General features: G+C 64.0%; 22 protein-coding genes and 1 tRNA gene. 13 read left to right on the top strand and 10 right to left on the bottom strand.

Features of this window, described 5'->3' with window-relative positions:
* Positions 1 to 35 precede the first annotated feature (35 nt).
* Positions 36 to 626, bottom strand: a complete 591-nt coding sequence (locus ACWA1Q_RS09190; RefSeq protein ID WP_463756835.1) for a TetR/AcrR family transcriptional regulator — start codon at positions 624 to 626, stop codon at positions 36 to 38.
* A gap of 61 nt (positions 627 to 687) precedes the next feature.
* Here ACWA1Q_RS09190 and ACWA1Q_RS09185 point away from each other — a divergent pair, with 61 nt between their 5' ends.
* The 8 genes from ACWA1Q_RS09185 (at position 688) to ACWA1Q_RS09150 (ending at position 9,125) form a co-directional block, all read left to right on the top strand.
* Complete coding sequence (locus ACWA1Q_RS09185) at positions 688 to 2,217, top strand: MFS transporter (RefSeq protein ID WP_463756834.1); 1,530 nt, start codon at positions 688 to 690, stop codon at positions 2,215 to 2,217.
* A 60-nt stretch (positions 2,218 to 2,277) separates the two neighbouring features.
* On the top strand, positions 2,278 to 3,333 hold the full coding sequence (locus tag ACWA1Q_RS09180; RefSeq protein ID WP_463756833.1) for a 3-isopropylmalate dehydrogenase: 1,056 nt from the start codon (positions 2,278 to 2,280) through the stop codon (positions 3,331 to 3,333).
* 24 nt (positions 3,334 to 3,357) lie between these two features.
* Positions 3,358 to 4,479 (top strand): branched-chain amino acid aminotransferase, encoded by a 1,122-nt coding sequence (locus tag ACWA1Q_RS09175; protein WP_463756831.1) that lies wholly within the window; start codon positions 3,358 to 3,360, stop codon positions 4,477 to 4,479.
* 33 nt (positions 4,480 to 4,512) lie between these two features.
* Positions 4,513 to 5,271: a fumarylacetoacetate hydrolase family protein gene (locus tag ACWA1Q_RS09170; RefSeq protein ID WP_463756829.1), complete on the top strand. Its 759-nt coding sequence runs from the start codon at positions 4,513 to 4,515 to the stop codon at positions 5,269 to 5,271.
* Positions 5,272 to 5,278: 7 nt separating this feature from the next.
* Positions 5,279 to 6,532 carry an MFS transporter gene (locus ACWA1Q_RS09165; RefSeq protein ID WP_463756827.1) on the top strand — a complete coding sequence of 418 codons (1,254 nt, stop codon included), beginning with the start codon at positions 5,279 to 5,281 and terminating at the stop codon, positions 6,530 to 6,532.
* Between the two features lie 11 nt (positions 6,533 to 6,543).
* Positions 6,544 to 8,064: a glutamate--tRNA ligase gene (gltX, locus tag ACWA1Q_RS09160; protein ID WP_463756825.1), complete on the top strand. Its 1,521-nt coding sequence runs from the start codon at positions 6,544 to 6,546 to the stop codon at positions 8,062 to 8,064.
* Entirely contained in the window at positions 8,061 to 8,996 is a 936-nt protein-coding gene (locus ACWA1Q_RS09155) for an NAD(P)/FAD-dependent oxidoreductase (RefSeq protein WP_463756823.1), read from the top strand. The genes gltX and ACWA1Q_RS09155 overlap by 4 nt, the downstream gene beginning before the upstream one ends.
* A 57-nt stretch (positions 8,997 to 9,053) precedes the next feature.
* A tRNA-Gln gene (locus tag ACWA1Q_RS09150) sits at positions 9,054 to 9,125 on the top strand.
* A 103-nt stretch (positions 9,126 to 9,228) separates the two neighbouring features.
* On the opposite strand, the gene ACWA1Q_RS09145 is transcribed toward ACWA1Q_RS09150, so the two are convergent.
* The 3 genes from ACWA1Q_RS09145 to ACWA1Q_RS09135 all read right to left on the bottom strand — a co-directional run bounded on the left by ACWA1Q_RS09145 (position 9,229) and on the right by ACWA1Q_RS09135 (position 12,108).
* Entirely contained in the window at positions 9,229 to 10,026 is a 798-nt protein-coding gene (locus tag ACWA1Q_RS09145) for a hemerythrin domain-containing protein (RefSeq protein WP_463756821.1), read from the bottom strand.
* A gap of 56 nt (positions 10,027 to 10,082) precedes the next feature.
* Complete coding sequence (locus ACWA1Q_RS09140; protein ID WP_463756819.1) at positions 10,083 to 10,292, bottom strand: hypothetical protein; 210 nt, start codon at positions 10,290 to 10,292, stop codon at positions 10,083 to 10,085.
* A gap of 415 nt (positions 10,293 to 10,707) precedes the next feature.
* Positions 10,708 to 12,108 (bottom strand): DUF2254 domain-containing protein, encoded by a 1,401-nt coding sequence (locus ACWA1Q_RS09135; RefSeq protein ID WP_463756818.1) that lies wholly within the window; start codon positions 12,106 to 12,108, stop codon positions 10,708 to 10,710.
* 167 nt (positions 12,109 to 12,275) lie between these two features.
* Between ACWA1Q_RS09135 and ACWA1Q_RS09130 the strand changes: the two genes are divergently transcribed.
* Positions 12,276 to 12,611 (top strand): DUF7882 family protein, encoded by a 336-nt coding sequence (locus ACWA1Q_RS09130; RefSeq protein ID WP_463756817.1) that lies wholly within the window; start codon positions 12,276 to 12,278, stop codon positions 12,609 to 12,611.
* A gap of 7 nt (positions 12,612 to 12,618) precedes the next feature.
* On the opposite strand, the gene ACWA1Q_RS09125 is transcribed toward ACWA1Q_RS09130, so the two are convergent.
* The 4 genes from ACWA1Q_RS09125 to ACWA1Q_RS09110 all read right to left on the bottom strand — a co-directional run bounded on the left by ACWA1Q_RS09125 (position 12,619) and on the right by ACWA1Q_RS09110 (position 17,919).
* The gene (locus ACWA1Q_RS09125; protein ID WP_463756815.1) at positions 12,619 to 14,403 is read right to left on the bottom strand and encodes an N-acetylglutaminylglutamine amidotransferase; all 1,785 of its coding nucleotides are present in this window, start codon (positions 14,401 to 14,403) and stop codon (positions 12,619 to 12,621) included.
* Between the two features lie 9 nt (positions 14,404 to 14,412).
* Positions 14,413 to 15,591 (bottom strand): carboxylate-amine ligase, encoded by a 1,179-nt coding sequence (locus ACWA1Q_RS09120; protein WP_463756813.1) that lies wholly within the window; start codon positions 15,589 to 15,591, stop codon positions 14,413 to 14,415.
* An 11-nt stretch (positions 15,592 to 15,602) separates the two neighbouring features.
* Positions 15,603 to 17,105, bottom strand: coding sequence for a M20/M25/M40 family metallo-hydrolase (locus ACWA1Q_RS09115; protein ID WP_463756811.1), 1,503 nt, complete (start codon positions 17,103 to 17,105; stop codon positions 15,603 to 15,605).
* A 385-nt stretch (positions 17,106 to 17,490) separates the two neighbouring features.
* Complete coding sequence (locus ACWA1Q_RS09110) at positions 17,491 to 17,919, bottom strand: hypothetical protein (protein WP_463756809.1); 429 nt, start codon at positions 17,917 to 17,919, stop codon at positions 17,491 to 17,493.
* Positions 17,920 to 18,331: 412 nt separating this feature from the next.
* Here ACWA1Q_RS09110 and ACWA1Q_RS09105 point away from each other — a divergent pair, with 412 nt between their 5' ends.
* From ACWA1Q_RS09105 to ACWA1Q_RS09090, 4 genes are all read left to right on the top strand, one after another.
* Complete coding sequence (locus ACWA1Q_RS09105) at positions 18,332 to 19,753, top strand: hemolysin family protein (protein WP_463756807.1); 1,422 nt, start codon at positions 18,332 to 18,334, stop codon at positions 19,751 to 19,753.
* Positions 19,746 to 20,777, top strand: coding sequence for a CNNM domain-containing protein (locus ACWA1Q_RS09100; RefSeq protein WP_463756805.1), 1,032 nt, complete (start codon positions 19,746 to 19,748; stop codon positions 20,775 to 20,777). Before ACWA1Q_RS09105 ends, ACWA1Q_RS09100 begins: the two co-directional genes overlap by 8 nt.
* Before the next feature lie 157 nt (positions 20,778 to 20,934).
* Positions 20,935 to 21,987: a hypothetical protein gene (locus ACWA1Q_RS09095; RefSeq protein WP_463756804.1), complete on the top strand. Its 1,053-nt coding sequence runs from the start codon at positions 20,935 to 20,937 to the stop codon at positions 21,985 to 21,987.
* Positions 21,988 to 22,068: 81 nt separating this feature from the next.
* Positions 22,069 to 22,431, top strand: a complete 363-nt coding sequence (locus ACWA1Q_RS09090; RefSeq protein ID WP_463756802.1) for a PadR family transcriptional regulator — start codon at positions 22,069 to 22,071, stop codon at positions 22,429 to 22,431.
* Positions 22,432 to 22,451: 20 nt separating this feature from the next.
* Here the strand turns inward: ACWA1Q_RS09090 and ACWA1Q_RS09085 are convergent, their stop codons facing one another.
* Positions 22,452 to 23,090 carry an NADPH-dependent F420 reductase gene (locus ACWA1Q_RS09085; RefSeq protein WP_463756800.1) on the bottom strand — a complete coding sequence of 213 codons (639 nt, stop codon included), beginning with the start codon at positions 23,088 to 23,090 and terminating at the stop codon, positions 22,452 to 22,454.
* Between the two features lie 9 nt (positions 23,091 to 23,099).
* Positions 23,100 to 24,353, bottom strand: a complete 1,254-nt coding sequence (locus tag ACWA1Q_RS09080) for an MFS transporter (RefSeq protein ID WP_463756798.1) — start codon at positions 24,351 to 24,353, stop codon at positions 23,100 to 23,102.
* Positions 24,354 to 24,562: the final 209 nt, after the last annotated feature.

The following is a 24,562-nucleotide window of genomic DNA, read 5'->3' as shown; positions in this document are numbered from 1 at the left end:
ATGCCTGTACCCCCGCGCGCGGGAGGGGCCGTGTGCTATGGGCGCGGATCGGCGCCGAGACGGGCAATGACCTCGAGCAGGCGGTCGAGCCGTTCGTCTGTTGGCTCTTTCGGCCCGGCCGCTCCCTCGCCCATGAGCGCGGAGTTGTAATAGAGACCGTCACTGATGAGCACGATGGCTCTCGCGACCGTCGCATCCCCGACCACACCGGTCACGACGTCGAGCCAGCGATCGTGGATGCGCGCGAGCGCCACCCCGGCACGGGGATCCGACGTCTGGGCGAGGCGGGCAGCCGCGATGAGTGCTCGGTCGAAAGGTGTTCCCTCATCCACCGATGTGCGGATCAGATAGTCGACAACGCCTTCGGGCGCCGAGGTCATGATGTCGACGTCTTCTTCGGTGAGTTCCAGCAAGCGCTCGATGAAACCCTCGGTAAGCGCGTCCTTCGAGCCGAAGTGGTAGAGCAGCCCGCCCTTCGAGACGCCGGCACGGGCGGCGACGGCGTCGAGCGTCGCGCCCCGCTCTCCCGATTCGATCAGCAGGTCTTCATAGGCGGTGAGCACGCGCTCGCGCGCGGAAGCGGGGCGCGGCATCCCCTCGTCGGTGGTCGATGAAGAAGAGGTCATGTTGCCACTATACCGTCCAGTCGGTATAGTAAACTTTCCCCCCAAATCGCAAGGACATTTCATGGCTACCCCTGTGCTCGAAACCGGCTCGACTCCGACATCGCTTCGCGTCGGCGCGCGCGGTTGGGCCGCGCTTGCCGTGCTCATGCTGCCGGTGCTGCTGGTGTCCGTCGACAACACGGTGCTGAACTTCGCGCTGCCCGCGATCTCGGAGTCATTGACGCCGAGCGGCACAGCGCTTCTGTGGATGATCGATATTTACCCGCTCGTTCTCGCCGGTTTGCTCGTCGCGATGGGAAGCCTCGGCGACCGGGTCGGTCGCAAGAAACTGCTGCTCATCGGTTCAGCGGGTTTCGGTGTCGTGTCGGTCCTGGCCGCCTTCGCACCATCCATCGAGCTGCTCATCGCGGCGCGTGCGGCGCTCGGTTTCTTCGGCGCCATGCTCATGCCATCGACGCTGTCGCTCATCCGCAGCATTTTCCGTGATCGGGAGCAACGGCGGCTCGCGATCGCGGTGTGGGCCAGCGGATTCGCGGCCGGAAGCGCACTCGGACCGGTGATCGGCGGCATCCTGCTCGAAAACCTGTGGTGGGGATCGGTGTTCCTCATCGCCGTGCCGGTGCTCCTGCCCCTGTTCATCCTTGCGCCGATCCTCGTACCCGAGTCGCGGGATCCCGCCCCCGGAAAGTTCGACCTCACCAGCATCGCGCTGTCGCTCCTGACCATGCTGCCCGTCGTCTATGGCATCAAGCACATGGCGACCGAGGGTTTTGACGTACTTGGCGTCGCTGCAATCGTGATCGGGCTGACCGCGGGAACGCTCTTCGTTCGCCGGCAGAACCGGCTCGAGACTCCCATGCTCGACATGGCCCTCTTCCGCATCCCGGCCTTCAGCGGCGCGATCCTCATCAACCTGATGAGCGTGATCGCGCTCGTCGGCGGACTCTTCTTCGTCTCCCAGCACCTGCAGCTCGTGCTCGGCCTCTCGCCGCTCACCGCGGGCCTCGTGCTCGTTCCCGGACTCGTGGTCATGATCCTTTCCGGGCTTCTCGTTGTGCCCATCGCGGCACGGGTGCGGCCGTCGATCGTCGTCCCGATCGCCCTGACGATCTCGGCCGTCGGTTATGCCGCCATTGCGGTGACCGGTGGCGCTGTCGATGCCACCGGAATCGCCATCTGCTTCCTGCTGCTCGGTCTGGGAATCGGCGCGGCGGAAACCGTCTCGAACGAACTGGTGCTTGCGAACGCTCCCGTCGACAAGGCAGGCGCTGCCTCCGCGGTGTCGGAGACCGCATACGAACTGGGTGCCGTGCTCGGCACGGCCATCCTCGGCACGATCCTCACTGCCTCGTACCGAAACTCCGTGGTGCTGCCGGACGGACTCGACGCCGCCCAGCAGAACGCCGCGGGAGAGACGCTCGGGGGAGCGGTGCATGTCGCCGGTGAGCTTCCCCTCGGCGCTGCCGAGCAGCTCCTCGATTCGGCGCGTCATGCCTTCGACAGCGGCGTCGGCGTTGCCGCGTGGCTGGGCTGTGGTCTGATGATCGCCGCGGCGGTCCTCGCGCTCACCTCCCTCCGCCGCGTGCGATGAGGGATGTCACGCGGCGATAGGCTGGACGGGTCGGAGTAGATCCCCCAGGATGGAGCGTTCATGTCGCGTCAGGTCAAGCTAGCGGTCATCCCGGGTGACGGAATCGGTCCCGAAGTCATCGCCGAGGCCGTCAAGGTCCTGACCGCTGTCACGCGCGACAGCGACGTGAGCTTCGACACGACGGAATTCTCCCTCGGAGCGACACGCTTCCTCGAGACCGGCGACGTGCTCACCGACGACGACCTCGACGCGATCCGGAGCCACGACGCCATCCTGCTCGGCGCGGTTGGCGGAGTTCCCGGCGACCCCCGGCTTGCCAACGCGAACATCGAGCGCGGGCTGCTGCTCAAGCTCCGTTTCTCGCTCGACCACTACGCCAACCTGCGCCCCACCAGGGTCTACCCCGGTGTGCCGAGCCCGCTCGCTAACCCGGGCGATGTTGACTTCCTCGTCGTCCGTGAGGGAACAGAGGGACCGTACGTCGGCAACGGTGGAACGATCCGCCAGGGCACACCGCAGGAGATCGCCAGCGAAGTGTCCGTGAACACCGCCTACGGGGTGGAGCGGGTCGTCCGGTTCGCGTTCGAGAAGGCATCCGCCCGCCGGAACAAGCTGACCCTCGTGCACAAGACCAACGTCCTGACGTTCTCGGGAAAGCTCTGGCAGCGCACCGTGGATGCCGTCGCGACCGAGTACCCCGATGTCGCGGTGGACTACCTCCACGTCGATGCGGCGACGATCTTCCTCGTCACGGACCCTGCTAGATTTGACGTCATCGTCACGGACAACCTCTTCGGCGACATTCTCACCGACCTGGCCGGCGCAATCAGCGGGGGCATCGGTCTGGCGGCCTCGGGCAACATCAACCCGGACGGCACCTTCCCGAGCATGTTCGAACCGGTCCATGGATCGGCCCCTGACATCGCCGGCAAACAGGTGGCTGACCCGACCGCCGCCATCCTCTCCGTGGCCCTCCTGCTCGAGCACCTGGGCCTCGCCGCCGAAGCCGCGGCTGTCACGGCCGCAGTGACCGCTGACATCGACGCCCGCACGGGCGAGAAGCGATCGACCTCCGCCGTCGGGGATGCGATCGTCGCCTCACTCGGCGCACACTAGATTTCAGCACCCAAAGGAACGCACATGACACTTGCAGCAGGAACCGGCACCGAGTCCTTCCCCCTCGCGTGGGAGCACCGTCCGTCAGAGTCCGCTATCGCCGAGGCTCGCCGCGAGGAGATCCTCGCGAACCCCGGCTTCGGCAAGCACTTCACCGACCACATGGTCGCCATCGACTGGACGCTCGAGGACGGCTGGCACGACGCGCGCGTGCAGCCGTACGGTCCGTTGCTCCTCGACCCCGCGGCATCCGTTCTGCACTACGCACAGGAGATCTTCGAGGGCCTCAAGGCCTACCGTCACGACGACGGGTCGGTCTGGACGTTCCGCCCGGAGAAGAACGCCGAACGGTTCCAGCGGTCCGCACGACGGCTCGCTCTCCCGGAGTTGAGCACGGAAGACTTCCTGGAGTCGCTCCGCCGCCTCGTCGCGGTCGACAAGGACTGGGTGCCATCGGGAGAGGACACGAGCCTGTACCTGCGCCCGTTCATGATCGCAAACGAATCCTTCCTCGGCGTGCGTGCCGCCCAGAAAGTCGGCTACTACGTGATCGCGAGCCCGGCAGGAGCGTACTTCTCCGGGGGAGTGAAGCCGGTATCGATCTGGCTGTCGACCACGTACACGCGTGCGGGCCGCGGTGGAACCGGAGCCGCAAAGTGCGGTGGCAACTACGCCGCTTCGCTGCTCCCGCAGCAGGAAGCCGCCGAGAACGGCTGCGCGCAGGTGCTCTTCCTCGACGCCGAGACCGGCACCCACATCGAAGAACTCGGTGGCATGAACATCTTCTTCGTGCACGAAGGCAACCGGGTCGTCACGCCCGAGCTGACCGGAAGCATCCTCGAGGGTGTCACCCGCGACAGCATCATCCAGCTCGTCCGCGATCGCGGATACGAGGTCGAAGAGCGCGCTGTGAGCGTCGAGGACTGGCGCGCCGGCGTCGAGTCCGGCGACATCACCGAGGTGTTCGCGTGCGGCACCGCCGCTGTGATCACCCCGATCGCCGAACTGAAGACGGCGGAATTCTCGATCGGATCAGCAGATGCCGAGGCCGGCGAGTTGACGATGTCGATCCGCGAAGAACTCACCGATATCCAGTACGGGCGTCGCGAGGACCGGCACAACTGGCTGTACCGACTCGACGCCTGAGCATCGACGCTGGTTCCCGGCTAGGCTCGACTCGTGAAAATCGCGCGATTCAGCCATGACGGTGCCATCAACTTCGGAATACTCGACGAGACCGACCTGGTCGTGCTCGCCGCTGACCCCATGTTCGGTGGGTTCGAGACCACGGGGGAGCGGGTTCCGCTCGCCGACGCGATCCTTCTCGCGCCGGTAATCCCTCGATCCAAGGTGGTCTGCGTCGGCAAGAACTACGCCGACCATGCCAAGGAGATGGGTGGAGAGGCACCGGCAGAGCCGCTCCTCTTCCTCAAGCCCAACACCTCCGTCGTCGGACCGAACGACCGCATCGTGCTTCCAGGCCTGTCCAATCAGATCGAGCACGAGGGTGAGCTTGCCGTCGTCATCGGATCCGTTGCACGGAACGTCCGGGCCGAGGACGCCGAGAGCGTGATCTTCGGCTACACGATCGGGAACGACGTCACCGCCCGTGACCTCCAGAAGAAGGACGGCCAGTGGACTCGTGCGAAGGGCTTCGACACGTTCTGCCCGCTCGGCCCAGTGATCGACACCGAGTTCTCCTTCGACGGAGCCACGATCGAAACCCGGGTCAACGGTGATGTGCGCCAGCAGGCGCCGCTGTCCGACATGATCCACTCGGTCGCTGAAATCATCGCTTACGCCTCAGCGGTATTCACGCTCCTTCCCGGCGACGTGATTCTCACGGGAACACCGGCCGGGGTCGGCCCGATCGTTTCCGGCGACACCGTCGAGGTCGCCGTCACCGGCCTCGGCATCCTGCGCAACACCGCGGCCTGACGTCGGCATGAGCAGCACGGTGACGGGAGACGACCGGATCGCCGCGCTGCAGCGGCGGACCGTCTGGTTCCTCTCCGCCGGCCAGGTCCTCGGCGGCTTCGCCATCGGAGCCACTCTGTCGCTCGGTGCGCTTCTCGCCGCCGATATTTCCGGATCCGACGCCTGGTCAGGAATGGCCGCAACGATGTCGACGCTGGGTGCGGCGATCGCCGCAATCCCGCTGGCGCGATTGGCCGTCCGCCACGGCCGAAGGGTCGCCCTGAGCGGCGGGGCGCTCGTCTCGGCGTCCGGTGCGGTGCTCACGATCGTCGCGGCATCCGTTCGCAGTTTTCCGCTCCTACTGATCGCACTCGCCCTCGTCGGCACCGGCGCAGCGGTCGGACTTCAGGCGCGGTTCGCCGCCACCGACCTTGCCAGCGACCGCACCCGAGGCAGAGACCTGTCCGTCGTGGTCTGGGCCACAACCCTCGGTGCCGTCGCCGGGCCGAATCTGCTCGAACCCGGTGACGCCGTCGGGCGGCTGTTCGGCCTCGTCCCGCTGACCGGACCCTTCCTGTTCGGAATCGTGGCCCAGCTTCTCGCCGCAGCGGTTTACCTCCTCGCTCTTCGCCCTGACCCACTCCTCACCGCCCGCGCTCTCGGTGCGGTAACGGATGCCACGGCGCGGCCCGCACCGACGGCATCCGAATCCCGCTCCCGGGAGCGCTTCGCGATCCTTACGGTTGCGCTCAGCCACGCGACGATGGTGTCGGTGATGTCGATGACCCCCGTGCATCTGCAGCATCACGGCGCCAGCCTGACGATCATCGGGCTGACCATCAGCCTGCACGTTGCCGGGATGTTCGCCCTGTCTCCCGTGTTCGGGATGCTCGCCGACCGGCTCGGTCGCATGCCCGTCATCCTTCTGGGACAGGGCCTGTTCGTTGCCGCCCTCACGACACTCACCATCGGTGCGGAGACATCGTCGGCGGTGACGGTGGGGCTCGTGCTTCTCGGTCTTGGCTGGAGTGCGTCGACGGTGGCCGGTTCCGCGCTCGTGACAGAGTCAACCGCTCCACTGCGCCGGCCCCGGGTGCAGGGCATCACCGACACCCTCATGAATCTGTCCGGCGCCGCCGGGGGAGCGCTCGCCGGGCCGACTCTCGCCCTGCTCGGTTTCGACGGGCTGTCACTGGTTGCGTGTGCCCTCGTCGCCGCCGTACTCGTCGCGGCGATTCTCGTCACCCGCATGCCCACGCTCGCGCTCAGGCGCAACGACTAGGATTGCGGGTGATGTCAAGCGATAATTCCCCCCTCTTCTCAACGGCAACCGGCACGGACGTTCGCGTCCGATTCTGCCCGTCGCCGACCGGCACGCCCCACGTGGGTCTCATCCGCACGGCCCTGTTCAACTGGGCCTATGCGCGGCACACCGGCGGCAAGCTCGTGTTCCGGATCGAAGACACGGATGCCGCCCGCGACAGCGAAGAGAGCTACGAGCTCATTCTCGAGGCCCTTCGCTGGCTGAAGCTCGACTGGGACGAGGGTGAAGGCGCCGGGGGAGATCACGGTCCGTACCGCCAGTCGCAGCGCGCCGACGTCTACCGCGACGTGATCGAGAAGCTCACCGCCGCCGGCCACGTCTACGAGAGCTACTCGAACGCCGAGGAGATCGACGAGCGCAACGCCGCTGCCGGCCGCCCCAAGCAGTTCGGCTACGATAACTTCGACCGCGACCTCACCGACGAGCAGCGCGCAGCCTTCCGCGCCGAGGGTCGCCTTCCTGCCCTCCGGCTCCGAGTCCCGGACACCGACCTCAGCTTTGACGACCTGGTCCGCGGCGAGATCACGTTCCCCGCCGGTTCGTTCACCGACTTCGTCGTTGTCCGGCCCAACGGACACCCGCTCTACCCGTTCGTGAACCCCGTCGACGACGCACTCATGGGAATCACCCACGTGCTCCGCGGCGAGGACCTGCTCCCGTCGACACCACGGCAGATCGCGCTGTACCACGCGCTCGTCGACATCGGGCTGACGACGTTCATTCCCCGCTTCGGCCACCTTCCGTACGTCATGGGTGACGGCAACAAGAAGCTCTCGAAGCGCGACCCCGAGTCGAACCTGTTCCACCACCGCGACCGCGGCTTCATTCCCGAGGGTCTCGTCAACTACCTCGCGCTTCTCGGCTGGGGACTCTCCGCCGACCGCGACGTCTTCTCGCTCGACGAGATGGTTGCCGCGTTCGACGTGGTCAACGTCAACCCGAGCCCCGCTCGATTCGACCTCAAGAAGGCTGAGTCGATCAACGGAGACCACATCCGGATGCTTGACGCCGCCGACTTCGCTGAGCGCACCATCCCGTATCTCGTGCGTGACGGCATCCTCACGGAGCCGCTCAGTGATGAACAGCGTGCCATCCTCAACCAGGCGGCACCGCTCGTCCAGGAGCGCATCGGTCTTCTCGGTGAGGCACCGGGCATGCTCGGGTTCCTCTTCACGGATGCCGCAGGCATCGACTTCCAGGAGGACGCGCTGAAGAGCCTTCCGCAGAACGCGGGCGATGTTCTTGCGGCGTCGGTTGAGGCCCTCAACGGCATTTCCGAGACCGAGTGGAACACCGAGAAGCTGCAGGCGACGCTTGCTGGCGCCCTTATCGAAGGACTCGGGCTCAAGCCGCGGATTGCCTACGGGCCGCTGCGTGTCGCTGTCTCGGGTCGCCGCGTGTCACCGCCGTTGTTCGAATCGATGGAGATCCTCGGCAAGTCCGACACCCTCGACCGGCTCGACCGGCTTTCGGCTCACCTGTCAGCATGACCGCCGGGCTCGATGTCGATGTCGTCGTGGTCGGCGGGGGACCGGCGGGCCTGTCGGCAGCGCTGAACCTTGTTCGGGCGCGCCAGCGCGTGCTCGTGCTCGACGGCAATCGGCCTCGCAACGCGGCGACGCTTCACTCCCACGGTTTCCTCACTCGTGACGGGATCTCCCCGCTTGAGCTTCGCAAACTCGGCCGTGAGGAGGTCGCCAGTTACGATGACGCCGAGGTGCAGTTCGCTCTCGTCGACGGCGTGACGGCGATCGATGGAGGCTTCCGTGTCACGGCGACCGGTGTCCGGGGTGCTCCCGACCAGAACGTCACTGCCACGCGAGTGCTCGTCGCCGCCGGGCTCCGGGAGACGCTGCCGTCGATCGGAAATCTGCGTGCCTTCTACGGCACCGCATTGCACAGTTGCTACGAGTGTGACGGCTACGAAAAGGCGGGGGAGGCCCTCGCCGTCGTCGGTGAGTCCGATGACCTCGCCGAGCGAGCCCTTCACGCCTCCGTGTGGAGCGACGACATCATCGTCTTCACCAATGGCGTCGGTGTGATTCCCGAACCCGACGAGCGGATGCTGGCGAGTCACGGCATCCGGGTCGAACGTCGCGTCGTGTCGGAGTTCGTCGGTGAACGCGCTCAACTCACCGGGCTGAAGCTTGCTGACGGCGAGATCATCGCTCGTACGGCCGGCTTCGTCCGCCCACTGTGGAGTGGCGCGCTGAGGTTTGTCGAGGGTCTGGGCGCCGAGACCGACGAGCTCGGGCTGCTCGTCGTCGATGCGGGTGGACGCACCACGGTGCCCGGTCTATATGCCGCCGGAGACATAACCCCGCCAGGCCCGGAGCAGCTCATTGTTGCGGCTGGCACGGGGGCGCAGGTGTCGGCGACGATCGTGCGCGATACGGTCGCCGCAAGGGTCCGCTCAATTTGAGAGTGAGCCAGCGGTAGGGTACTGTTGACAACCGGCCCAAGCAATGCTTTTGGCCTTTGGGGTATGGTGTAATTGGCAACACGGATGATTCTGGTTCATTTGTTCTTGGTTCGAGTCCAGGTACCCCAGCAGTAGAAACCCTCGCTCAGGCGGGGGTTTTTTTGTTGCCTACTTTGCCCACGGTGCTGCCCAGCTGGCGCAACGCCGAGCGTTCGGGAGACCGACAAGACCATCACGTGTGTCGACGACGGGACAACAAATGAGCCGCCAAAGCGGCGACCATGACGCCGACCCCGATCGTGCCCCACGGAATGCCGGGCCGCGGACCGACGCGAGTTGAGGGAGCTTCACCGCGGCGCATGATCGGCAGCTGCTCGACAGCATGTGCCGCCCTGGTCAGGGCCGCGCTGGTGGAGCGGAGCGAGGCATCCGCTGGCCCTGCCCCTCGATGGACCAGCATGTCGATGCGATCACGGGCACGATCCAGAAGGGTGAGGGGCAGTGCCGCCACGACGTTGCCCGGTGGTCTTCGCGCCACCACGGGGTGAGCACGGGTTGGAGCTACCCGCCGGACGACTTCCCAGGCGAGCCCGAGAAGCCGAAGGCGCGAAACAGAGACTCTGGTCTGGAGGCGGGGAAACAGTTCGTCCTCTTCATCACGGACGTCCTCGCGGAGCACCTCGACGAGGCGGTCCAGAACTGACCGTCGCTCCAGGGAGTCCCCACCCAAATGTTCAAGGCGGGTCACGAGTTCATTGACCTCCTGATGCTCGCGCTCCACCTGCAGCGTGAGCTCTTCACCGTCGGGCAGGACCCGTCGCATAACCGGCCAGAGAACAGACTCTTCGGCGAACGCGTGCGGGAACACCAATCGATAGATATTCAGGAGCACTCGGCCCTGTTCCTCGGCTGACGTTGTGCCGAGTTCCTCCAATAGGCGGTTGAGAGTGACGTGATCCTCTTTCTGCCGGGCGAGCACGCTCAAGCGACCGCCCAACTCCGCGACACTCTGTTCTGCGACCGACTTCATCGAAACTCCTTCACTGCGAATGCTTCCGACCGCGACTGTGCGAATCGGCTGAATGATCAGTCGGACGCGTTGGAAATGAGATCCCACAGCAGTTGCGCTGCGGATGCCGCCTCGACGAAGGTTCGGTACGGCCCGGTCGTTGGGGCTCCCTCGAAGATGTCGACATCGAAAGGAAGATCAACGACGTACTCGGTGCCTGTCGTTGCCCGGTTCCGCATGACGGCAATATCGCCGACGGTCGTCGCGACGGCCGGTGTGGTGATCACGGTGCGAACCCTTCAGCCATTTCGGGCTGAAGTGCATCGAGAGCGGCATCGAACGTGCTGTATTCCTCCGACCGCGGCCAGGGGTTCAGACGAACAAGCTCGAATGAGCGTCCCGTCTTATCGATGAAGGCAAGTACGCGTGTCGCGTCGGATGCTCCCAGCCTGCCATCGCATACCCGCCACTCGTGATCGCTCAGCGCCATGACCTCCAGAAGCAATCGCGAGGGTGATTCTTCCCGTACCGACATGACTCATCCCTTCCGACGTCCATCCACCGGCATGTGCCCCATATGAAGCTCATATTCAGGCTACGTCAGCGAAAAACTTGCCCAGCGGGACTTGACTGAGCGACCTTTCGGTGTTCGCCGCCGAAGGCAGAGTGGACCACCGAACGGGGCCGGTGGGCTCACATCTCTCAGGCGGAGCGCGTTTCCCCAGCCCGATCCTCGTACGCGGCTTCGACGTTTCCGTCGATCGCCAGACGTACTCTTGCAGCGAGATCTCGCACGTCATTCGTGTCGGTGGCGATCAGGCCGGGCTCCATGTTCTCGAGGATCAGGTCGACCTGCCGAAGGGTTTCTTCGCGTTGTTCGCCGCTCGTGCTGTTTGAAGCGCAGTCCCGGAGCATTCGCAGAAGCGCGATAAGGACGATCGGCTCGCTCTTTCCGTAGCGTCGCAGAGGCGCACACACCTGATCGAGGTAGTAGCGGTAGTCGCGGTCGGGGGTGATGACCCGGGGAGTTCCGGCCTCGTCGACGTGCTGCTGTGACCCAAGTTTGCGGCCGATCAAAGTCACAAGCAGATCGGCGCAAAAGCTGACCGCATGTGCGGCAGTGACTGGGTCATTGACGCTCGGCGAGATCGCCTTGACTGCAATATCGGTGAGCTGGCGCAGACCCAATGCAGCATCCTGCTCCGCCGTGCGCTCAAAACCAATCTCCAGTCCGGCGGCAAGTTCGCCGTCGATCATGCGGGTTTCGCGGTCCTCTGAGCTCTCCTCCCACCAGCACGTTGCGAGCGGCGCTCCGACAACGATCTGGTCGCCTGGACGAATACCGAGCCGGAGGAACATTTTGCGTTCTGCCGCCACTCGGACGAGGAGCCCCGGGTGGACAACTTTCACAAAGCCGCTTCGTGAAGCTGTCAAGACAGTGCCACCCGATGGTCCCGGGAAGTCCTTATCCGGGTCCTTTGAACGGTCATCGATCGGCGGGTAGGTGCGCAGTATGGAGTGCACGGTCTCCTGGTGGACAGCAACCATCATGGAATCGACCCGGATGGACCTCACCATATGGCCCACGAAGCCGACGAGCGCGGCCGCCGAGGCCAGTCCCATAACCAGGACGAGCCCCGGCACGAAAACCGAAGTCGGTTCGTCAGGATTCATTCCCCTGAGTCCGGTGACGGACACGACGAACGTCGAAATCAGCAAGGCCAGAACGGCCTGGATCTTTTTATCCCGTGCGAACTCGCGCAACAGTCGCGGCGAGAATTGTTGAGAAGCCAACTGGAGAGCGACAACGGTGATGGAGAACGTCAAGGTTGTCGCCGTCATGATCGCCGTTGCTACCACTTGCAGGAGAGTGCTCGCGCTGTCGCTTCCGGCCGGCCACACGGCGAGAGCCCACGCCTCATCGGGGGAGGGGCGGATGGACAGCAAGCCCAGCGTCAGCAACACCGATGCCGCGGCGGCAGCCACCGGCCAGACCCAGAGGCTGGCCCGCAACGCCTCAAGCTTGCCCCGCAGAGCCAGATTGGCTGAAGTTGGTCTCGCGTTGGTCGTCTTGCGGCGTTTCACGCTAGCGATGGCGGGCATGACGCCGAGCATAATCCCGTCCCGACCTTCGACGGCCGGAGTGCCTAAACCGTTGACAATCGACAGTGATTTTGCTTCCCGTGACGGCCGTCTCATACCGCGCGTTCTGGGTCAAGTCCCTCCGGGGTTCTTCTCAACCGCGGATAGCGTTTCAGTCAGGAGGGGTCATGGGGAAACTGTTTTATGGCTCGGAGTTGAGCGTGGACTTCGAGGACCGTGCTCTCATCCATCTGCAGATCGTCATTGGCGCGAAGCTCAGGCGCGGGGAGTCGTTTCATTTCAGCTGGCAGGACAGCCAGGCACAGGGGGGCGGTCGCAGCACACTGTGGCTTGCCCCCGAGATACCGCTGCGCTACAAGTACTTTGGGTCGAGGGCTCCAGCCATCAACCGCGCATGGATCGATCTACTCACCGCCTCGTCGAACTCGGCCTACGGGTTGCAACTCGTCCCCGAGCCCCCACCGTCGTTCCCTGGGGCGGGAGAGGAATCGGAGCTCAGGTAATCGGGCCTCAGCCAGCCACGCCGTGTCGCTGGAGCCACATCTCGAGCACGACGAGTGACCACAACATATTGCCGTTCGCCGGCGTGACAGCCCTATTCGGCGACTCGAAAAGGCCGTCGATGTATGACCGCTGGAAGAGGCCCCGATGGGATGCTTCGGGGGAGTACATGACATCACGGGCGAGATCAAGAACGTTGCCATCGAGCGTGTGCAATCCGGGGACCGGGAAGTACCCCTTCGGTCGGTCGACGACCGAGCGTGGCAGCATCCGTCTTCCCAATGCTTTGAGAATCCCCTTGCCCTCGTCTTTCGACTTCAGCCGCGGAGGGCAGTGTGCTGCGAGTTCGACGAGATCCTGGTCGAGGAAAGGGACCCGCGCTTCGAGGCCCCACGCCATGGTCATGCTGTCCACGCGCTTGACGGGGTCGTCGATCATCAGAAGGTGAGTGTCGAGCCTCAACACCGCGTCGAGCGCCGAGGAGGCGCCAGACTGGTTCAGGTTGCGTTGAAGTACCTCGCGACTGACGTCTGCCATGGGGACCGCGTTTCCACTCACCATCTCCAGAACCTCGGCATGGCAGCGATCCGCGAAAGAGGCCGTGAACGACTCAAGGGCAGCATCCCGGGCGGCGGAAGCGGCGGGCTGATGGTACGCGTATCCGGCAAAGACCTCATCGGCGCCCTGGCCCGATTGCACCACCTTGACGTGTTCTGACACCGCCTCAGACAGGAGGTAGAACGCGGTCACATCATGGGATGCCATAGGCTCAGTCATCGCATCGACGGCTCCGATCACTGCTGGAGCGAGTTCCTGCGCCGGAATGTGCAACCGGTGGTGGTCGGTGCCGAACCTCTGCGCGACGGCATCCGAGTACTCGAACTCGTCACCCGCCTGCTCCTTTGAACTGTCGAAACCGATGCTGAATGTCTTGACGTTGTCTTGCCCTGCGTCATCGAGGAGACTGACGAGCAGGCTGGAGTCCAGTCCTCCCGAAAGAAGTACTCCTACCGGAACGTCCGCCACAGTCCGTCGTTTCACCGACGTTCGAAGTGCGTCATGAATCGCGTCGACCCAGTCCGGCTCCGACCACCCGTCATGATCAGGATCGCGGGAGTAGTCCACGCGCCAGTACTGGTGGTCCCGCTCACTTCCATCGGACTCGATGATCCTCACCGTCGCTGCCGGCAGTTTACGGATGCCGCGGAGGATGGTTCGGGGAGCAGGGACGATGGAGTGCCAACTGAGGTAGTGGTGCAGCGCGACGGGGTCGATCGTGGTGTCCACATCTCCAGCGGCAAGCAGGGCAGGCACAGTGGACGCGAATCGCAGCCGACCGGGGGCGGCCGACAGGTAGAGCGGTTTGATCCCCAGACGGTCCCGCGCGAGGACGACACGGTTGCGGCGTTCGTCGAAGATCGCGATCGCGAACATCCCTACCAGGTGGTCGACGAAGTGTTCACCCCAGCGGGCGTATGCCTTCAGCACCACCTCGGTGTCGCTCGTCGACGAAAACCGGTGTGTACTCTGCAATTCCTTGCGGAGGTCCTCGTGATTGTAGATGCACCCGTTGAAAACAAGGGTGAGACCGAGCTCATCGTTTCTCATCGGCTGTGCGCCGGCCTCCGACAGGTCGATCACGCTGAGCCGACGATGCGCGAGCGCGACCCATTTCGAGTTCCAGACGCCGTGCCCGTCCGGCCCCCTTGCACGCATCGCATCAGCCATTCTTCCCACGGCCGTTGTGCCCGCGAGCTGACCGGTGAAGGTCAGTTCGCCAGCTATGCCACACATGATCGCGACTTACGCTGGGACCGTCTCGGCGGCCGAGGACGCATCGTGATGGGTATGCTCGATCGCCTCCATGACGACCGCTCGGGGACTTCGCGTGCGCTGAAGCGTTCTCCGCTGTCTGGCAGCACCGGTGCCCCGGGAGAAGATCTCCTCGGTCGCGCGTGCGATTGTGGTGGCGTCTCCGCTGTCGAGAAGGGCCTGGCCTACGTGTGCCAACATCGCGTCGACAGCGTCGCGGGCGGGGCACGGCTCTCCCGTCAGCGGATGAAGGAGCGTCCCATCGATGGAGAACCGACTTGCTTGCCACATGGCCAGCCGCATCTGTGCCGTCGGCGTGCACATCGGTGGGATGCCGGCGCGCCACTCTCGAGCGGACGTTTCGACGAGGCCCCGAACCAGTCCAGCAATGGTCACTGCATCGATGGCATCCATGCAGATATCCGCGACACGGACTTCGACAGTGGGATAGTGCGAGCACAGTCGCGCATCGAAATAGACCATGCCTTCATCGAGGAGCACCCCGGTGTTCACCATTAACTGGACCCGGCGGCGATACTCCTCGGCGGAGCCGAAGATCCCGTAAGCGCCGGCTGACGGCCAGCGGCTCCACGCCTGATAGCGATAACTCGAGTAGGCGGTGTCCTCACCCATCCACATGGGGGAGTTGCTGCTGAGCGCCAGGAGCAGGGGCAGCCACGGGCGCAGGCGGTCGAGAACGGCGACGCCCTCGGTCGGGCTGTCAATCCCGACATGTACGTGGAAGCCACAGGTGAGCTGGTCCTTCATAGTCAACCCGAACTGCGCCTGCATCTCACGGTAGCGGGCACCGTCCGCAAGATGCGAGGTCAGCGGAAAGACGCTCGTTCCGAGAGCAACAGCCCGTGCGCCAACTCGTCTGGCGGCGTCATCGGCGATCCGGCGCCCGGTCACGATCGACTCCGCGACCGCGGTCAGGGAGGCCGACGGAGGAGAGACGACCTCGATCTGCTCCTGTTTGGCCTCGGCTTCCAACACCGCCCTCCAGGGTGAAGGCGCCGCTCCCGCGACGAGCGGCTTCTCAATTGCCAGCGATTCCCGCGCCGCCGCGAGGAGCGGCTGCGCAGCCGCTATCGGGCGTCCCGTGCGCGGGCTGACCAGGAGGTACTCTTCCTCGACCCCGACGGTCCTGACGCCGGAGTAAATTTTCATGCCGGTCATTGTCATCCCGTCCCCATAGCCTCTTCAAGATTCCGCTTCACTGCAAGTTCGAAATCTGTCGCCGCTTCTTCCCAGAACGCTCCAAGCGTCGCCGCACCAGCCGTAAGCATCCCAACACTGATGCTCTCGTCACTGCTGTGCCAGTGATCTTCGACAAGACCGGTCCCATAGAAGACCACTGGAGCGTGCAGGGTGCGGGCCAGCAGCTCAGCCGGCCCCCCTCCGGCATTTCCCATCCGCCCGATCTGGTCGACACCGTGCCCGCCCTGCATCGCGCGATCCAAGGCGGCGACCGCCGGATGATCCGGTGTCACATACGGTTCCTGTGCCGTCTCCTCAGCGACCTCGAGTTCATAGAGCGCCGGATCGGCGAAACGGCTTGCCATGAACTTACGGAGTTGATCGGCAACCGCAGCGCACGTCTGCCCCTCGACGATGCGAATGCTGAGTTGTGCCTGGGCCACGGCGGGAATGACGGCTCGTGCAAGTCCGTCTTCGTCTCCCGCCGACACAGAGATCACCTCGAGGGAGGGGCGCAGCCACAGCCGTTCCAACGGTGTATAGCCCGCCTCGCCATCGATCCGACCGGTGTCGGAGCGACGGAGCCAGTCCTTCTCATCGAAGTTCAGATCCGCCAGTTCCTGCCTCCGGTGCGATGACGGTTCCTTGACGTCGTCGTAGAAGCCCGGCAGCGTTATCCGGCCCTCATCGTCATGAAGGTTTGCGAGAACGCGAGTGAGATGGTGGATCGCGTTCGACGCCGCCCCCGACGTCGCTCCGCTGTGGACATCTCGAGGCGCGCCGTGGACGGTGAGCGTCGCACTGATCATCCCGCGAACGCTTGTACACAGCGCTGGTTGGTCAGCGCTCCACTGCAGAGTGTCGGAGAAAATGATGACATCGGCATTCAGACGGTCGCGGTGCTCGTCGAGCAGTTCGGCAAGAGAAGGAGAACCAAGTTCTTCTTCGCCTTCGATGAGGAACTTCAGGTTCACCGCGGGTGCCGGGGAGTCTGATGTCGCGAGATGAGCACGCACCCCCCACAGATGCGCGAGTATCTGGCCCTTGGCATCTGAGCTGCCGCGACCATAGAGCCGTCCGTCGCGAAGCAAGGGCGCAAACGGGTCTGTGATGTCCCAGTTGCTTTCCTTCGCCGCGCGGACGTCGTGGTGGCTGTAGACGAGCACCGTCGGTGCCAACGGCTCGGGGCACCATTCAGCGAACACAGCGCACGACGATCCAGTCCTCAACACCTCGGTGACCGGAAATCCAATGGCGGCGAGCCGGTCTGCGAGCCAGACCGCGGATGACGTCATTTGTCCGGCACACTCGGGATCCCCAGCGACGGAGCGCAACCGGATCCACTCGGTCAGGTCGACGAGCATCTCCGAGAGATGGTCATCCACGAAAGACCGGATGCTCTCGGTGCGGTCGTGCTCGCTCGTCGACTTCACGAGTTCTGCGGGAGAGTTCCGGCGCGAGGTGTCTTGCTTGTAAATCGTCATGTCAGCCCCTTTTGATGGTTTCCCCGACGCCGAAACGATGAGGAAGAAGTCCTTTTCAGGCTAGGCAGGATAAAGATTCTGCGATTTGCCCTTGACTAAACGGGAAGCGTGAGCATGGGGAAAGAGCGGTCAGACGCTGGGGGCGAAAGGTCAGCTGACAGGCAGGTTGTCAACGCCTGCCTCGGCTGCAGACATCGATTTAGCGTAGACACGCCGCCAGCGCCGAACCCGGAGGAGAGAACCATGGGGGTGTTCCACGCCTGAAATCTTTGGACAGTAGCCTTGCGTTCCTGGCGGATGGATATCTGTTCGGCCTGCGACGATTCGCAACCGTCGATACAGACGCATTTCGTACCCGCATCATGGGTCGCTCAGCAACGGTCATCTACGGCGCGGATGCCGCGCGCATCTTTTCGAAGGCGATCGGTTCGGTCGTGAGCGCGCGATGCCGACATCCGTTCTGCACCTGCTTCAGGACGAGGGAAGCGTCGAGACTCTCGAAGGGGATAGCCACCGGCACCGCAAGAGCATGGATGTCAGCGCTCTCGGAAACCAGCTTGCGGCGATGATCGAAAATTCCGGCCCATTCGGTCCGCCGAACTGGGCAGCTCCGGCGCGCAGGGTTCGCACTGAGAAGTGGGCTCAATCGGTGATACGTGAAGCCCGCGAGAACGCTGATGGGATGGTCGGCGAACTGGCCAACCACCGTGACGAGAACGGAAACCGGTTGAGCGTGGCCGATGCTGCCGTCGAACTCATCAATGTGTTGCGGCCAACAGTGGCTGTTGCCCGATTCATCGTCTTCTCGGCGCATGCGTTACACCGTCAGCCGCAGTGGCGGGAGCGGTTCGACGGTGGAGCGGCATCCGATTTGGGAGGTTTCATCCATCAGTCTTCGTGGCTTCCCGGCGTTGCCGGCGAGCAAGTTCGTCATGTCCGACGTCAGACCGCGCGGCAGCTGACCGCCGCGCATGGTGCTTCCGGAGCCCGCGAGTCGGCTCTCCTTATGATGCACCGATCACCGACTGATGCACCACTCACCGAGCAGCTTGTTCCCAGAAGCCCGGCTGTATGATGGCAACTCCTGTACCTTCAAGCGCACACCGAGAGGCGTTGACCGCGACTGTGGCTCACCAGCCGTGGCCCCACGGGGCCATCGACCGACTCAGCACGATTACACAACACACGCGAATGTTTCCTTCGCCCTGTAGCGGGGTGATGTCCTCGTGATTGAAACTCTTCTCCTCCTCCTGCTCGGCATCGTCATCACCCTGACGATCATCGCGGCAAACGGCTATTTCGTCGCCCAGGAATTCGCGTACATGTCGGTCGACCGAAACCGGCTCGGGGCGAGCGCCGCGGCTGGCGACCCCGCAGCAAAACGGGCACTCGCAGTGACCAAGCGGACGTCGTTCATGCTCTCGGGAGCACAACTGGGGATCACGGTCACCGGGCTGCTCGTCGGTTTCGTCGCCGAACCCCTCATCGGTGAGTCCCTTGGAGGCCTGCTGGGCGGGGTGGGCGTTCCGGCGGCGCTCAGCGTCACCGTTGGCACCATTCTCGCTCTCGTGCTCGCGACCGTTGTGCAAATGATCTTTGGTGAGCTTTACCCCAAGAACCTGGCCATCGCGAGCCCGGAGCCCCTCGCCCGCGCGCTGGCCCGATCCACAACCATTTACCTCGCGGTCTTCGGATGGCTTATCGCTATCTTCGATTTTGCGGCCAACGCGCTGCTCCGCCTGCTGCGCATCGAACCCGTGCACGACGTCGAATCCAGCGCCACAGCTCAAGACCTCGAGCGCATCCTCTCGGACTCGCGCGACAGCGGCGACCTGCCCGTCGAGTTGTCCCTGATGCTTGACCGCATCCTCGAATTCCCCGAGCAGGATGTCGAGCATGCAATGATTCCCCGGTCGCTTGTCGACACCGTCCGCCCCGACACCACGATCGGTGAGGTGCGCGAGCTGATGGCTCGGGCACACACCCGATATCCGGTCGTGGACGACGAAAGCCAGCCCCTCGGCGTGGTGCAACTCGCGGACGTGCTCGGTTCGACTCTTTCCCCGGAGCGCCCCGTCACAGAATTGATGAGGCCGACCGTCGTGCTGTCGACGCTGATGAAACTGCCGAATGCCCTAAGCAAGATCACAAGTTCCCGCAACGAGCTCGCCTGCGTGATCGACGAGTACGGCGGCTTTGCCGGTGTGCTCACCCTCGAAGACCTGGCAGAGGAAATCGTCGGCGAAATAACCGATGAACACGACGAGGATGCCGCGCCATCCGTCAATCCCGACGGCGACGCAGTCTGGCTCATGAGCGGTGACGTACACGTCGACGAGATGCACCGCGCCGTCGGATTCGAATTGCCCGAAGGCGATTACGAGACTGTCTCGGGGCTCATCATCGCCGAGCACGGAGGCCTTCCCTCCGCAGGCGACACCGTCGAGGTGGCGCTGCCCGATGACCCCGCCGATCTCGTCCGAGATGTAGAAGTGCACAGGAAGCTCGAGATAGAGGTGCTCAGCATCGAGCGCCACGTTCCCAACGATGTGCGAGTCACGCTCATCGAAACGGTGGGTGACGATGGGGAGCCTGACAAGCGACTCAGGCCGGAAGCTGACGACGCTCGGGGGTTGACCAATGAGTAACGGTGTCGTCGTGGCAATCGTCACTCTTGCCCTGATCGCGCTCAGTGCGTTCTTCGTGATCATCGAATTCGCGTTGCTGGGCGCGCGACGACACCGCCTCGAGGCGACCGCGGCGACGGATCGCTCCGCCCGTGCTGCCCTCAAGGGCGTCAACGAACTGACCCTGATGCTCGCCGGTGCGCAACTGGGTATCACGGCGTGCACGTTCGCCCTCGGTGCCGTCACCAAACCTGCGCTGGACTCCTGGCTCGGACCCGTTTTCTCGACCTGGGGCCTCCCGCAGGAGGCCGCTGGTGTACTCGCCTTCGCCCTGTCGCTGCTCATCGTCACCTTCCTGCACCTCGTGGTGGGGGAGATGGCACCGAAGTCATGGGCCATCGCTCACCCGGAGACGGCAGCCAAGCTGATCGGCATCCCCTCCCGCATCTTCATTTGGCCTTTCCGCCCGTTGCTCATGTGGATCAACAGCATCGCCAATAGGTTGGTAAGCGCATCAGGTGTTGTCCCCGTGGAAAGTGCCGCGGTGGGCGGCCAGAACGCCGAGACGATTCGCCACCTTGTCGAACTCTCAGCCCGATCGGGCATGCTCGACAGCGCCTTCCAGGAGCAGCTAACCGGGGCGATCGAGCTCGAGACACTGCGGCTGGACGAGCTCGTGAACGACAGTGCAATACCTACCTTCGTCGCTCGGAATGCCACTGTGGCGGCTGTGCAGCAAGCGGCTGCTCAGTCAGGCCATATGCGCATCCTTGTTGGCGACCCGAAGACAGACGTGCCAGGCGTAGTGCATGTGAGGGATACCCTGCTTGACGCACTGGATTCTCCCGCCGGTCCATTCGTGCGCTCCGCCCTGGTGCTGTCGGGGGAGACCCCGGTGTACGAGGCACTCGCTCAGATGCGGACGACGAGCCAGCAGCTCGTCGTCGTGGTCGAGAACGGCCGGTTCCGAGGGGTCGCGACCCTGTCGGACGTGCTCCCGCGATTGCTTCCTCATGCCGACGGGACAGTGCCGGCGGCCAGGTGACCGTCCACGTCGGAGCCGCCGCACCGGCGCGCGGGGGCTGGTTTGAAACCAGACTAGTTGCGTTTCCGACTAGATGCTGACACTATCGGTTCTGTCACAATCGGTGACGCCATAACGCGCCGCTGACCACCTCGGTCGCGGCAACGCAAAGGCGGAGATGAGTACATTCAACGAAGACGCATGGGTGCGACCAGAGGACGAACGGTGGGGAGACGCGGTTCGGTGGCGACTGGCGGTCACGCACTCTGCCGCCACACTGGAGCTGATCGAGGAGGTACTGACCGAAGCGCAGCAGGCGTGCGCGGAGTCCGGTCTGCCCGCCAAGGAACTCTTCGGAGAAGCCGAAAAGTTCGCAGACCAAGTGGCTGACGAGCGGATTTCGGACGAGGCTCGTGCCGCCGTCGACATGGACGGCATCGCTCCCTCCGAACAACTGCACGGAGCAGCCTTAGCGGTCGGTTTCATCGGAGTCGCAATGAGCGTCCTTCTTCTGGTGGCCGTGCGCGCGTGGGTCGTTGAGGTGTCTGCCTGGCAGCTGGTGGTTCTTGCCGGCGGCAATGTTGCCTGTGCCGCCGCCGTGGGCGCAGTAATGGCGCGTCGCGCTGGGCAGATCCGGCGCAGTTGGACTCTCGTTGCTTTGACCGTCGCGGCCCTCGGGCTCGGAGCCGGCATCGCTATTCCACTTGAGGGGAATCGACCCATCGGCGAACTGCCGACGTTCGTGCCGTTGGTCGTCTACCTGACCATTTTCATCGTTGCGTGGAACATACCCCGCGCAACTCCCAGACTCGCGGACCAGCAAGATTCCCCCGCCGACCAGTGGTTCACCCAGCTCGACGGGCTGCTCCGTGGGCGCTACTACCTCACCGGTGGTGAGGCTTCCCGTTACGTTGCTGAGGCCCGTGCCATGTGGCAGGAAAGCGCCACCGAGCATCCGCAGGACGAGTTCAGCTCGCCTCAGGTGTACGCGCTCCGCGTGCTGGACGGCTCACAGCAACCTCACCGCGCCCAGCGTCGATTCCTGGCGTGGGCGGCAACGGTCATCGCCGCCGTCTGGATCGGGCTGACCGTTGTGTACCTGTTGACGGGAGCAGAGCCCGGGGAACTCCTCTGGCGTGTGATCCCGATAATAGTCTTCGTGATCGGCGCTGTGATTGCCTGGCGGCGGCACCTGCGCGATCGAAAGCGACGTTCTACCTGGACGCCGTGATCGTGTTGCGCCGACCTGAGCGCGTCGGCAACACATTGGCGGTATCCGCATCTCTGACGAGTGCGTGGCAGGATTAGCCGTATGAGGGATCCGGATCCATCGCGGGAGTGGCAGCGCGGCCTACTACCCACGTGCGCACTGGCAGTCCTGGCGCAAGGCAGTGCTCACGGTTACGCCGTTGCTCAGCGACTGCAGAAGGTGGGTATCGGCCCGGTGAAGGGTGGCGCGCTGTACCCCGTCCTCAACCGTCTGGAAGACGAGGGCGCGTTGACTTCCGAGTGGCTGGAGGGAGAGGGCGGCCCCGGCCGCAAGGTCTTCACAGTGACCCTCGAAGGACTGGAACGTCTAGCGCAGCTCCAACGGGAGTGGCATCCCTTCGCGTCTACTGTCACGGACCTGCTTGCCTCAATGCCCAGCCGGGAGAATCGCGTCCAGCGGGGCTGAGCGTGTTCGGTCCCCGTCGTCTATGGCGTGGGGCAGAGCATCAGTTGCAGTTCAAGGTCGATGCTGGTGAACACCCCGGTGAAGATCGGCGTTCCCGGTTGAAAGGCAGCGCCGGTGCGCAAAGGCCCCGAGTGGATGGCATCGAACCCGAGTCGGACCAGGAAGCGCATGACCTCCTGAGCAGCATCTCCGTCATCGCTTGCCACGGCGAGAGCGCGGCGATCGGGGGAACCGATTGGTTTGGCGTGCGATTCCAGCTCGTGGTAGCCAACATGGTTGAGCGTCTTGACTACTCGAGAGCCGAGTAAATGTCGGGCCGTTACTTCGCTGCTGGTCAGCCCGTCCTTCTCGAATTCCGCTAGAAGTCCATCGATCGGAGCCCAGTAGTTCATCGCGTCGACGACCACCTTCCCGACGAGGGTGGCGGGGTCGATGCTTCGAAATTTGTGGAGGGGTATCGCGATGACAACGATGTCGGCGTCCTGAACCGCGTCGACGGCGGTCATGGCTTGAGCACCGGGCATGACGACGTCGGTGAGGAGTGATATTTCCTCCGCTGACCTGGACCCTGCGACATGAACGTCATAACCCGAGAGCAGCGCGGCTCGTGCGACGGCGGCGCCGACGCGCCCAACTCCAAGTACGGCGATTGTGACCATTTTTTGCTCCTAAATTTCGGATAGTTGGTTTTGCCTGCTGCGGTGAGCAAGCAGGTGGACGGCGGCGAGCGTTGGCAAGAGGACGGCGACGAGTGCGGTCATCGCGACGGTGGGCGGTATGGCCAGGGTGGCGATGCCGATTGCGAGGGCCGGGATGCTGAGACCGAGGTAGGAGACGAGGAATAGCCCGGCGAGAGCCCCTCCGCGTTTTTCCGGTGTGGCCATGGTTGCGACAGCACCGATTGCTGCCTTGAAGAGCATTCCGGCTCCGACACCCGTGGCCAACCCGCCGATGACGAAACCGCCGAGGTTCGACCCCATCATCCCGACCACGAGCACCACGAGTCCGAGGGCCATAGCGAGAAGTCCAGTGCTCTGACGCGCCGCGAGGGTCATGCGGGTGGTCGCAGTCTGAGCGCTCGCGGCAGCTCCGAACACGGCGAACACGACAGTCCCGGAAATCGCCGGGGAGGGGTGCTCGACCATTCCAGCCACGAACGCTGGGGCAACCGAGGTGAAGACACCGAAGACAGCGAAAGCGGCGAAACCTGAGGCGAGAGCAGCAACGTAGCCGGCCCGATCGCCATGGTTGGCGCTGAGGCGTTGCGGTCGATATGTCGGTTTGGGCAGACGCGCCTCAACGGTCTCCGGTGTGAGGAGCACGGCGATGATGCTGGCGGCGATCAGAATTCCGAAAACCAGGTAAGGGGTCCGCAGCGGTTCAGCGGCGTAGTGCGCCAGTAGCCCGCTGACGAACGGGCCGAAACCGATGCCACCGATATTCGCCGCGGTGGACACTATCTCAAAACGCTGCCGTGACGCGGCGGGGTGGCAGCGCTTGTGCAAGTCAAGGAGGTGAGCTGTTGCAGTGGCCGTCAACATTCCGATACCAAGGCCGGATACGAATCTCGCCGAGAGCAGAGCCCACAGCTCGGGCACCAGTGCGAACAGTGCGGCGGCCGCAAGTTCGAGCACAAGCGCCGGGATAAGAACTTTCTTCCGTCCCACCCAGTCGGAGATGTGTCCGGCAAGGAGCAGGCTGATGACTACACCGATGGCATACGCGGCGAAGATCATCGTGGTCATGAACGTCGAGAACCCGTCGCGCTCCTGATAGAGCGGATAGAGGGGAGCCGGCGCCGCGGAGAAAGCCATCGCGACGAGGAATGCGAACGCCACCATCCAGAATCCGATGTGGTGACGACGGAGCGATGGCCCGAGGACGGGTGTCGCTATTTCTCGTGGGCTGGGCAGGACTGACATACAAATACTCCAGAGATTGAGGTGATCGATAGGCGAGCGTTCCCGTCCGCTGGCTATCTTGTTCAACGAACGTTGTGACGAGTACTTATCGACTTGCGAAATGATGAGGAAAAGGAATTGCGTCAGCGTGAGTCCAGACCGCTGCACACGCTCGGGATGCTGTCGCTGCTGAGCGCGGGGTACGAGTCTGCGGATCCGATCGCACCCCG

The sequence above is a fragment of the Mycetocola sp. TRD_SC_2 genome, from assembly GCF_055361225.1.
This window is presented reverse-complemented; position numbering and strand designations above follow the sequence as displayed.

What these genes read in the sequence shown, in the direction of transcription:
- ACWA1Q_RS09190 (WP_463756835.1), bottom strand. Translation starts at nt 626, where the DNA reads ATGACCTCTTCTTCATCGACCACCGACGAGGGGATGCCGCGCCCCGCT.
- ACWA1Q_RS09185 (WP_463756834.1), top strand. Translation starts at nt 688, where the DNA reads ATGGCTACCCCTGTGCTCGAAACCGGCTCGACTCCGACATCGCTTCGC.
- ACWA1Q_RS09180 (WP_463756833.1), top strand. Translation starts at nt 2,278, where the DNA reads ATGTCGCGTCAGGTCAAGCTAGCGGTCATCCCGGGTGACGGAATCGGT.
- ACWA1Q_RS09175 (WP_463756831.1), top strand. Translation starts at nt 3,358, where the DNA reads ATGACACTTGCAGCAGGAACCGGCACCGAGTCCTTCCCCCTCGCGTGG.
- ACWA1Q_RS09165 (WP_463756827.1), top strand. Translation starts at nt 5,279, where the DNA reads ATGAGCAGCACGGTGACGGGAGACGACCGGATCGCCGCGCTGCAGCGG.
- gltX (WP_463756825.1), top strand. Translation starts at nt 6,544, where the DNA reads ATGTCAAGCGATAATTCCCCCCTCTTCTCAACGGCAACCGGCACGGAC.
- ACWA1Q_RS09155 (WP_463756823.1), top strand. Translation starts at nt 8,061, where the DNA reads ATGACCGCCGGGCTCGATGTCGATGTCGTCGTGGTCGGCGGGGGACCG.
- ACWA1Q_RS09145 (WP_463756821.1), bottom strand. Translation starts at nt 10,026, where the DNA reads ATGAAGTCGGTCGCAGAACAGAGTGTCGCGGAGTTGGGCGGTCGCTTG.
- ACWA1Q_RS09135 (WP_463756818.1), bottom strand. Translation starts at nt 12,108, where the DNA reads ATGCCCGCCATCGCTAGCGTGAAACGCCGCAAGACGACCAACGCGAGA.
- ACWA1Q_RS09130 (WP_463756817.1), top strand. Translation starts at nt 12,276, where the DNA reads ATGGGGAAACTGTTTTATGGCTCGGAGTTGAGCGTGGACTTCGAGGAC.
- ACWA1Q_RS09125 (WP_463756815.1), bottom strand. Translation starts at nt 14,403, where the DNA reads ATGTGTGGCATAGCTGGCGAACTGACCTTCACCGGTCAGCTCGCGGGC.
- ACWA1Q_RS09120 (WP_463756813.1), bottom strand. Translation starts at nt 15,591, where the DNA reads ATGAAAATTTACTCCGGCGTCAGGACCGTCGGGGTCGAGGAAGAGTAC.
- ACWA1Q_RS09115 (WP_463756811.1), bottom strand. Translation starts at nt 17,105, where the DNA reads ATGACGATTTACAAGCAAGACACCTCGCGCCGGAACTCTCCCGCAGAA.
- ACWA1Q_RS09110 (WP_463756809.1), bottom strand. Translation starts at nt 17,919, where the DNA reads ATGCGCCGAGAAGACGATGAATCGGGCAACAGCCACTGTTGGCCGCAA.
- ACWA1Q_RS09100 (WP_463756805.1), top strand. Translation starts at nt 19,746, where the DNA reads ATGAGTAACGGTGTCGTCGTGGCAATCGTCACTCTTGCCCTGATCGCG.
- ACWA1Q_RS09095 (WP_463756804.1), top strand. Translation starts at nt 20,935, where the DNA reads ATGAGTACATTCAACGAAGACGCATGGGTGCGACCAGAGGACGAACGG.
- ACWA1Q_RS09090 (WP_463756802.1), top strand. Translation starts at nt 22,069, where the DNA reads ATGAGGGATCCGGATCCATCGCGGGAGTGGCAGCGCGGCCTACTACCC.
- ACWA1Q_RS09085 (WP_463756800.1), bottom strand. Translation starts at nt 23,090, where the DNA reads ATGGTCACAATCGCCGTACTTGGAGTTGGGCGCGTCGGCGCCGCCGTC.
- ACWA1Q_RS09080 (WP_463756798.1), bottom strand. Translation starts at nt 24,353, where the DNA reads ATGTCAGTCCTGCCCAGCCCACGAGAAATAGCGACACCCGTCCTCGGG.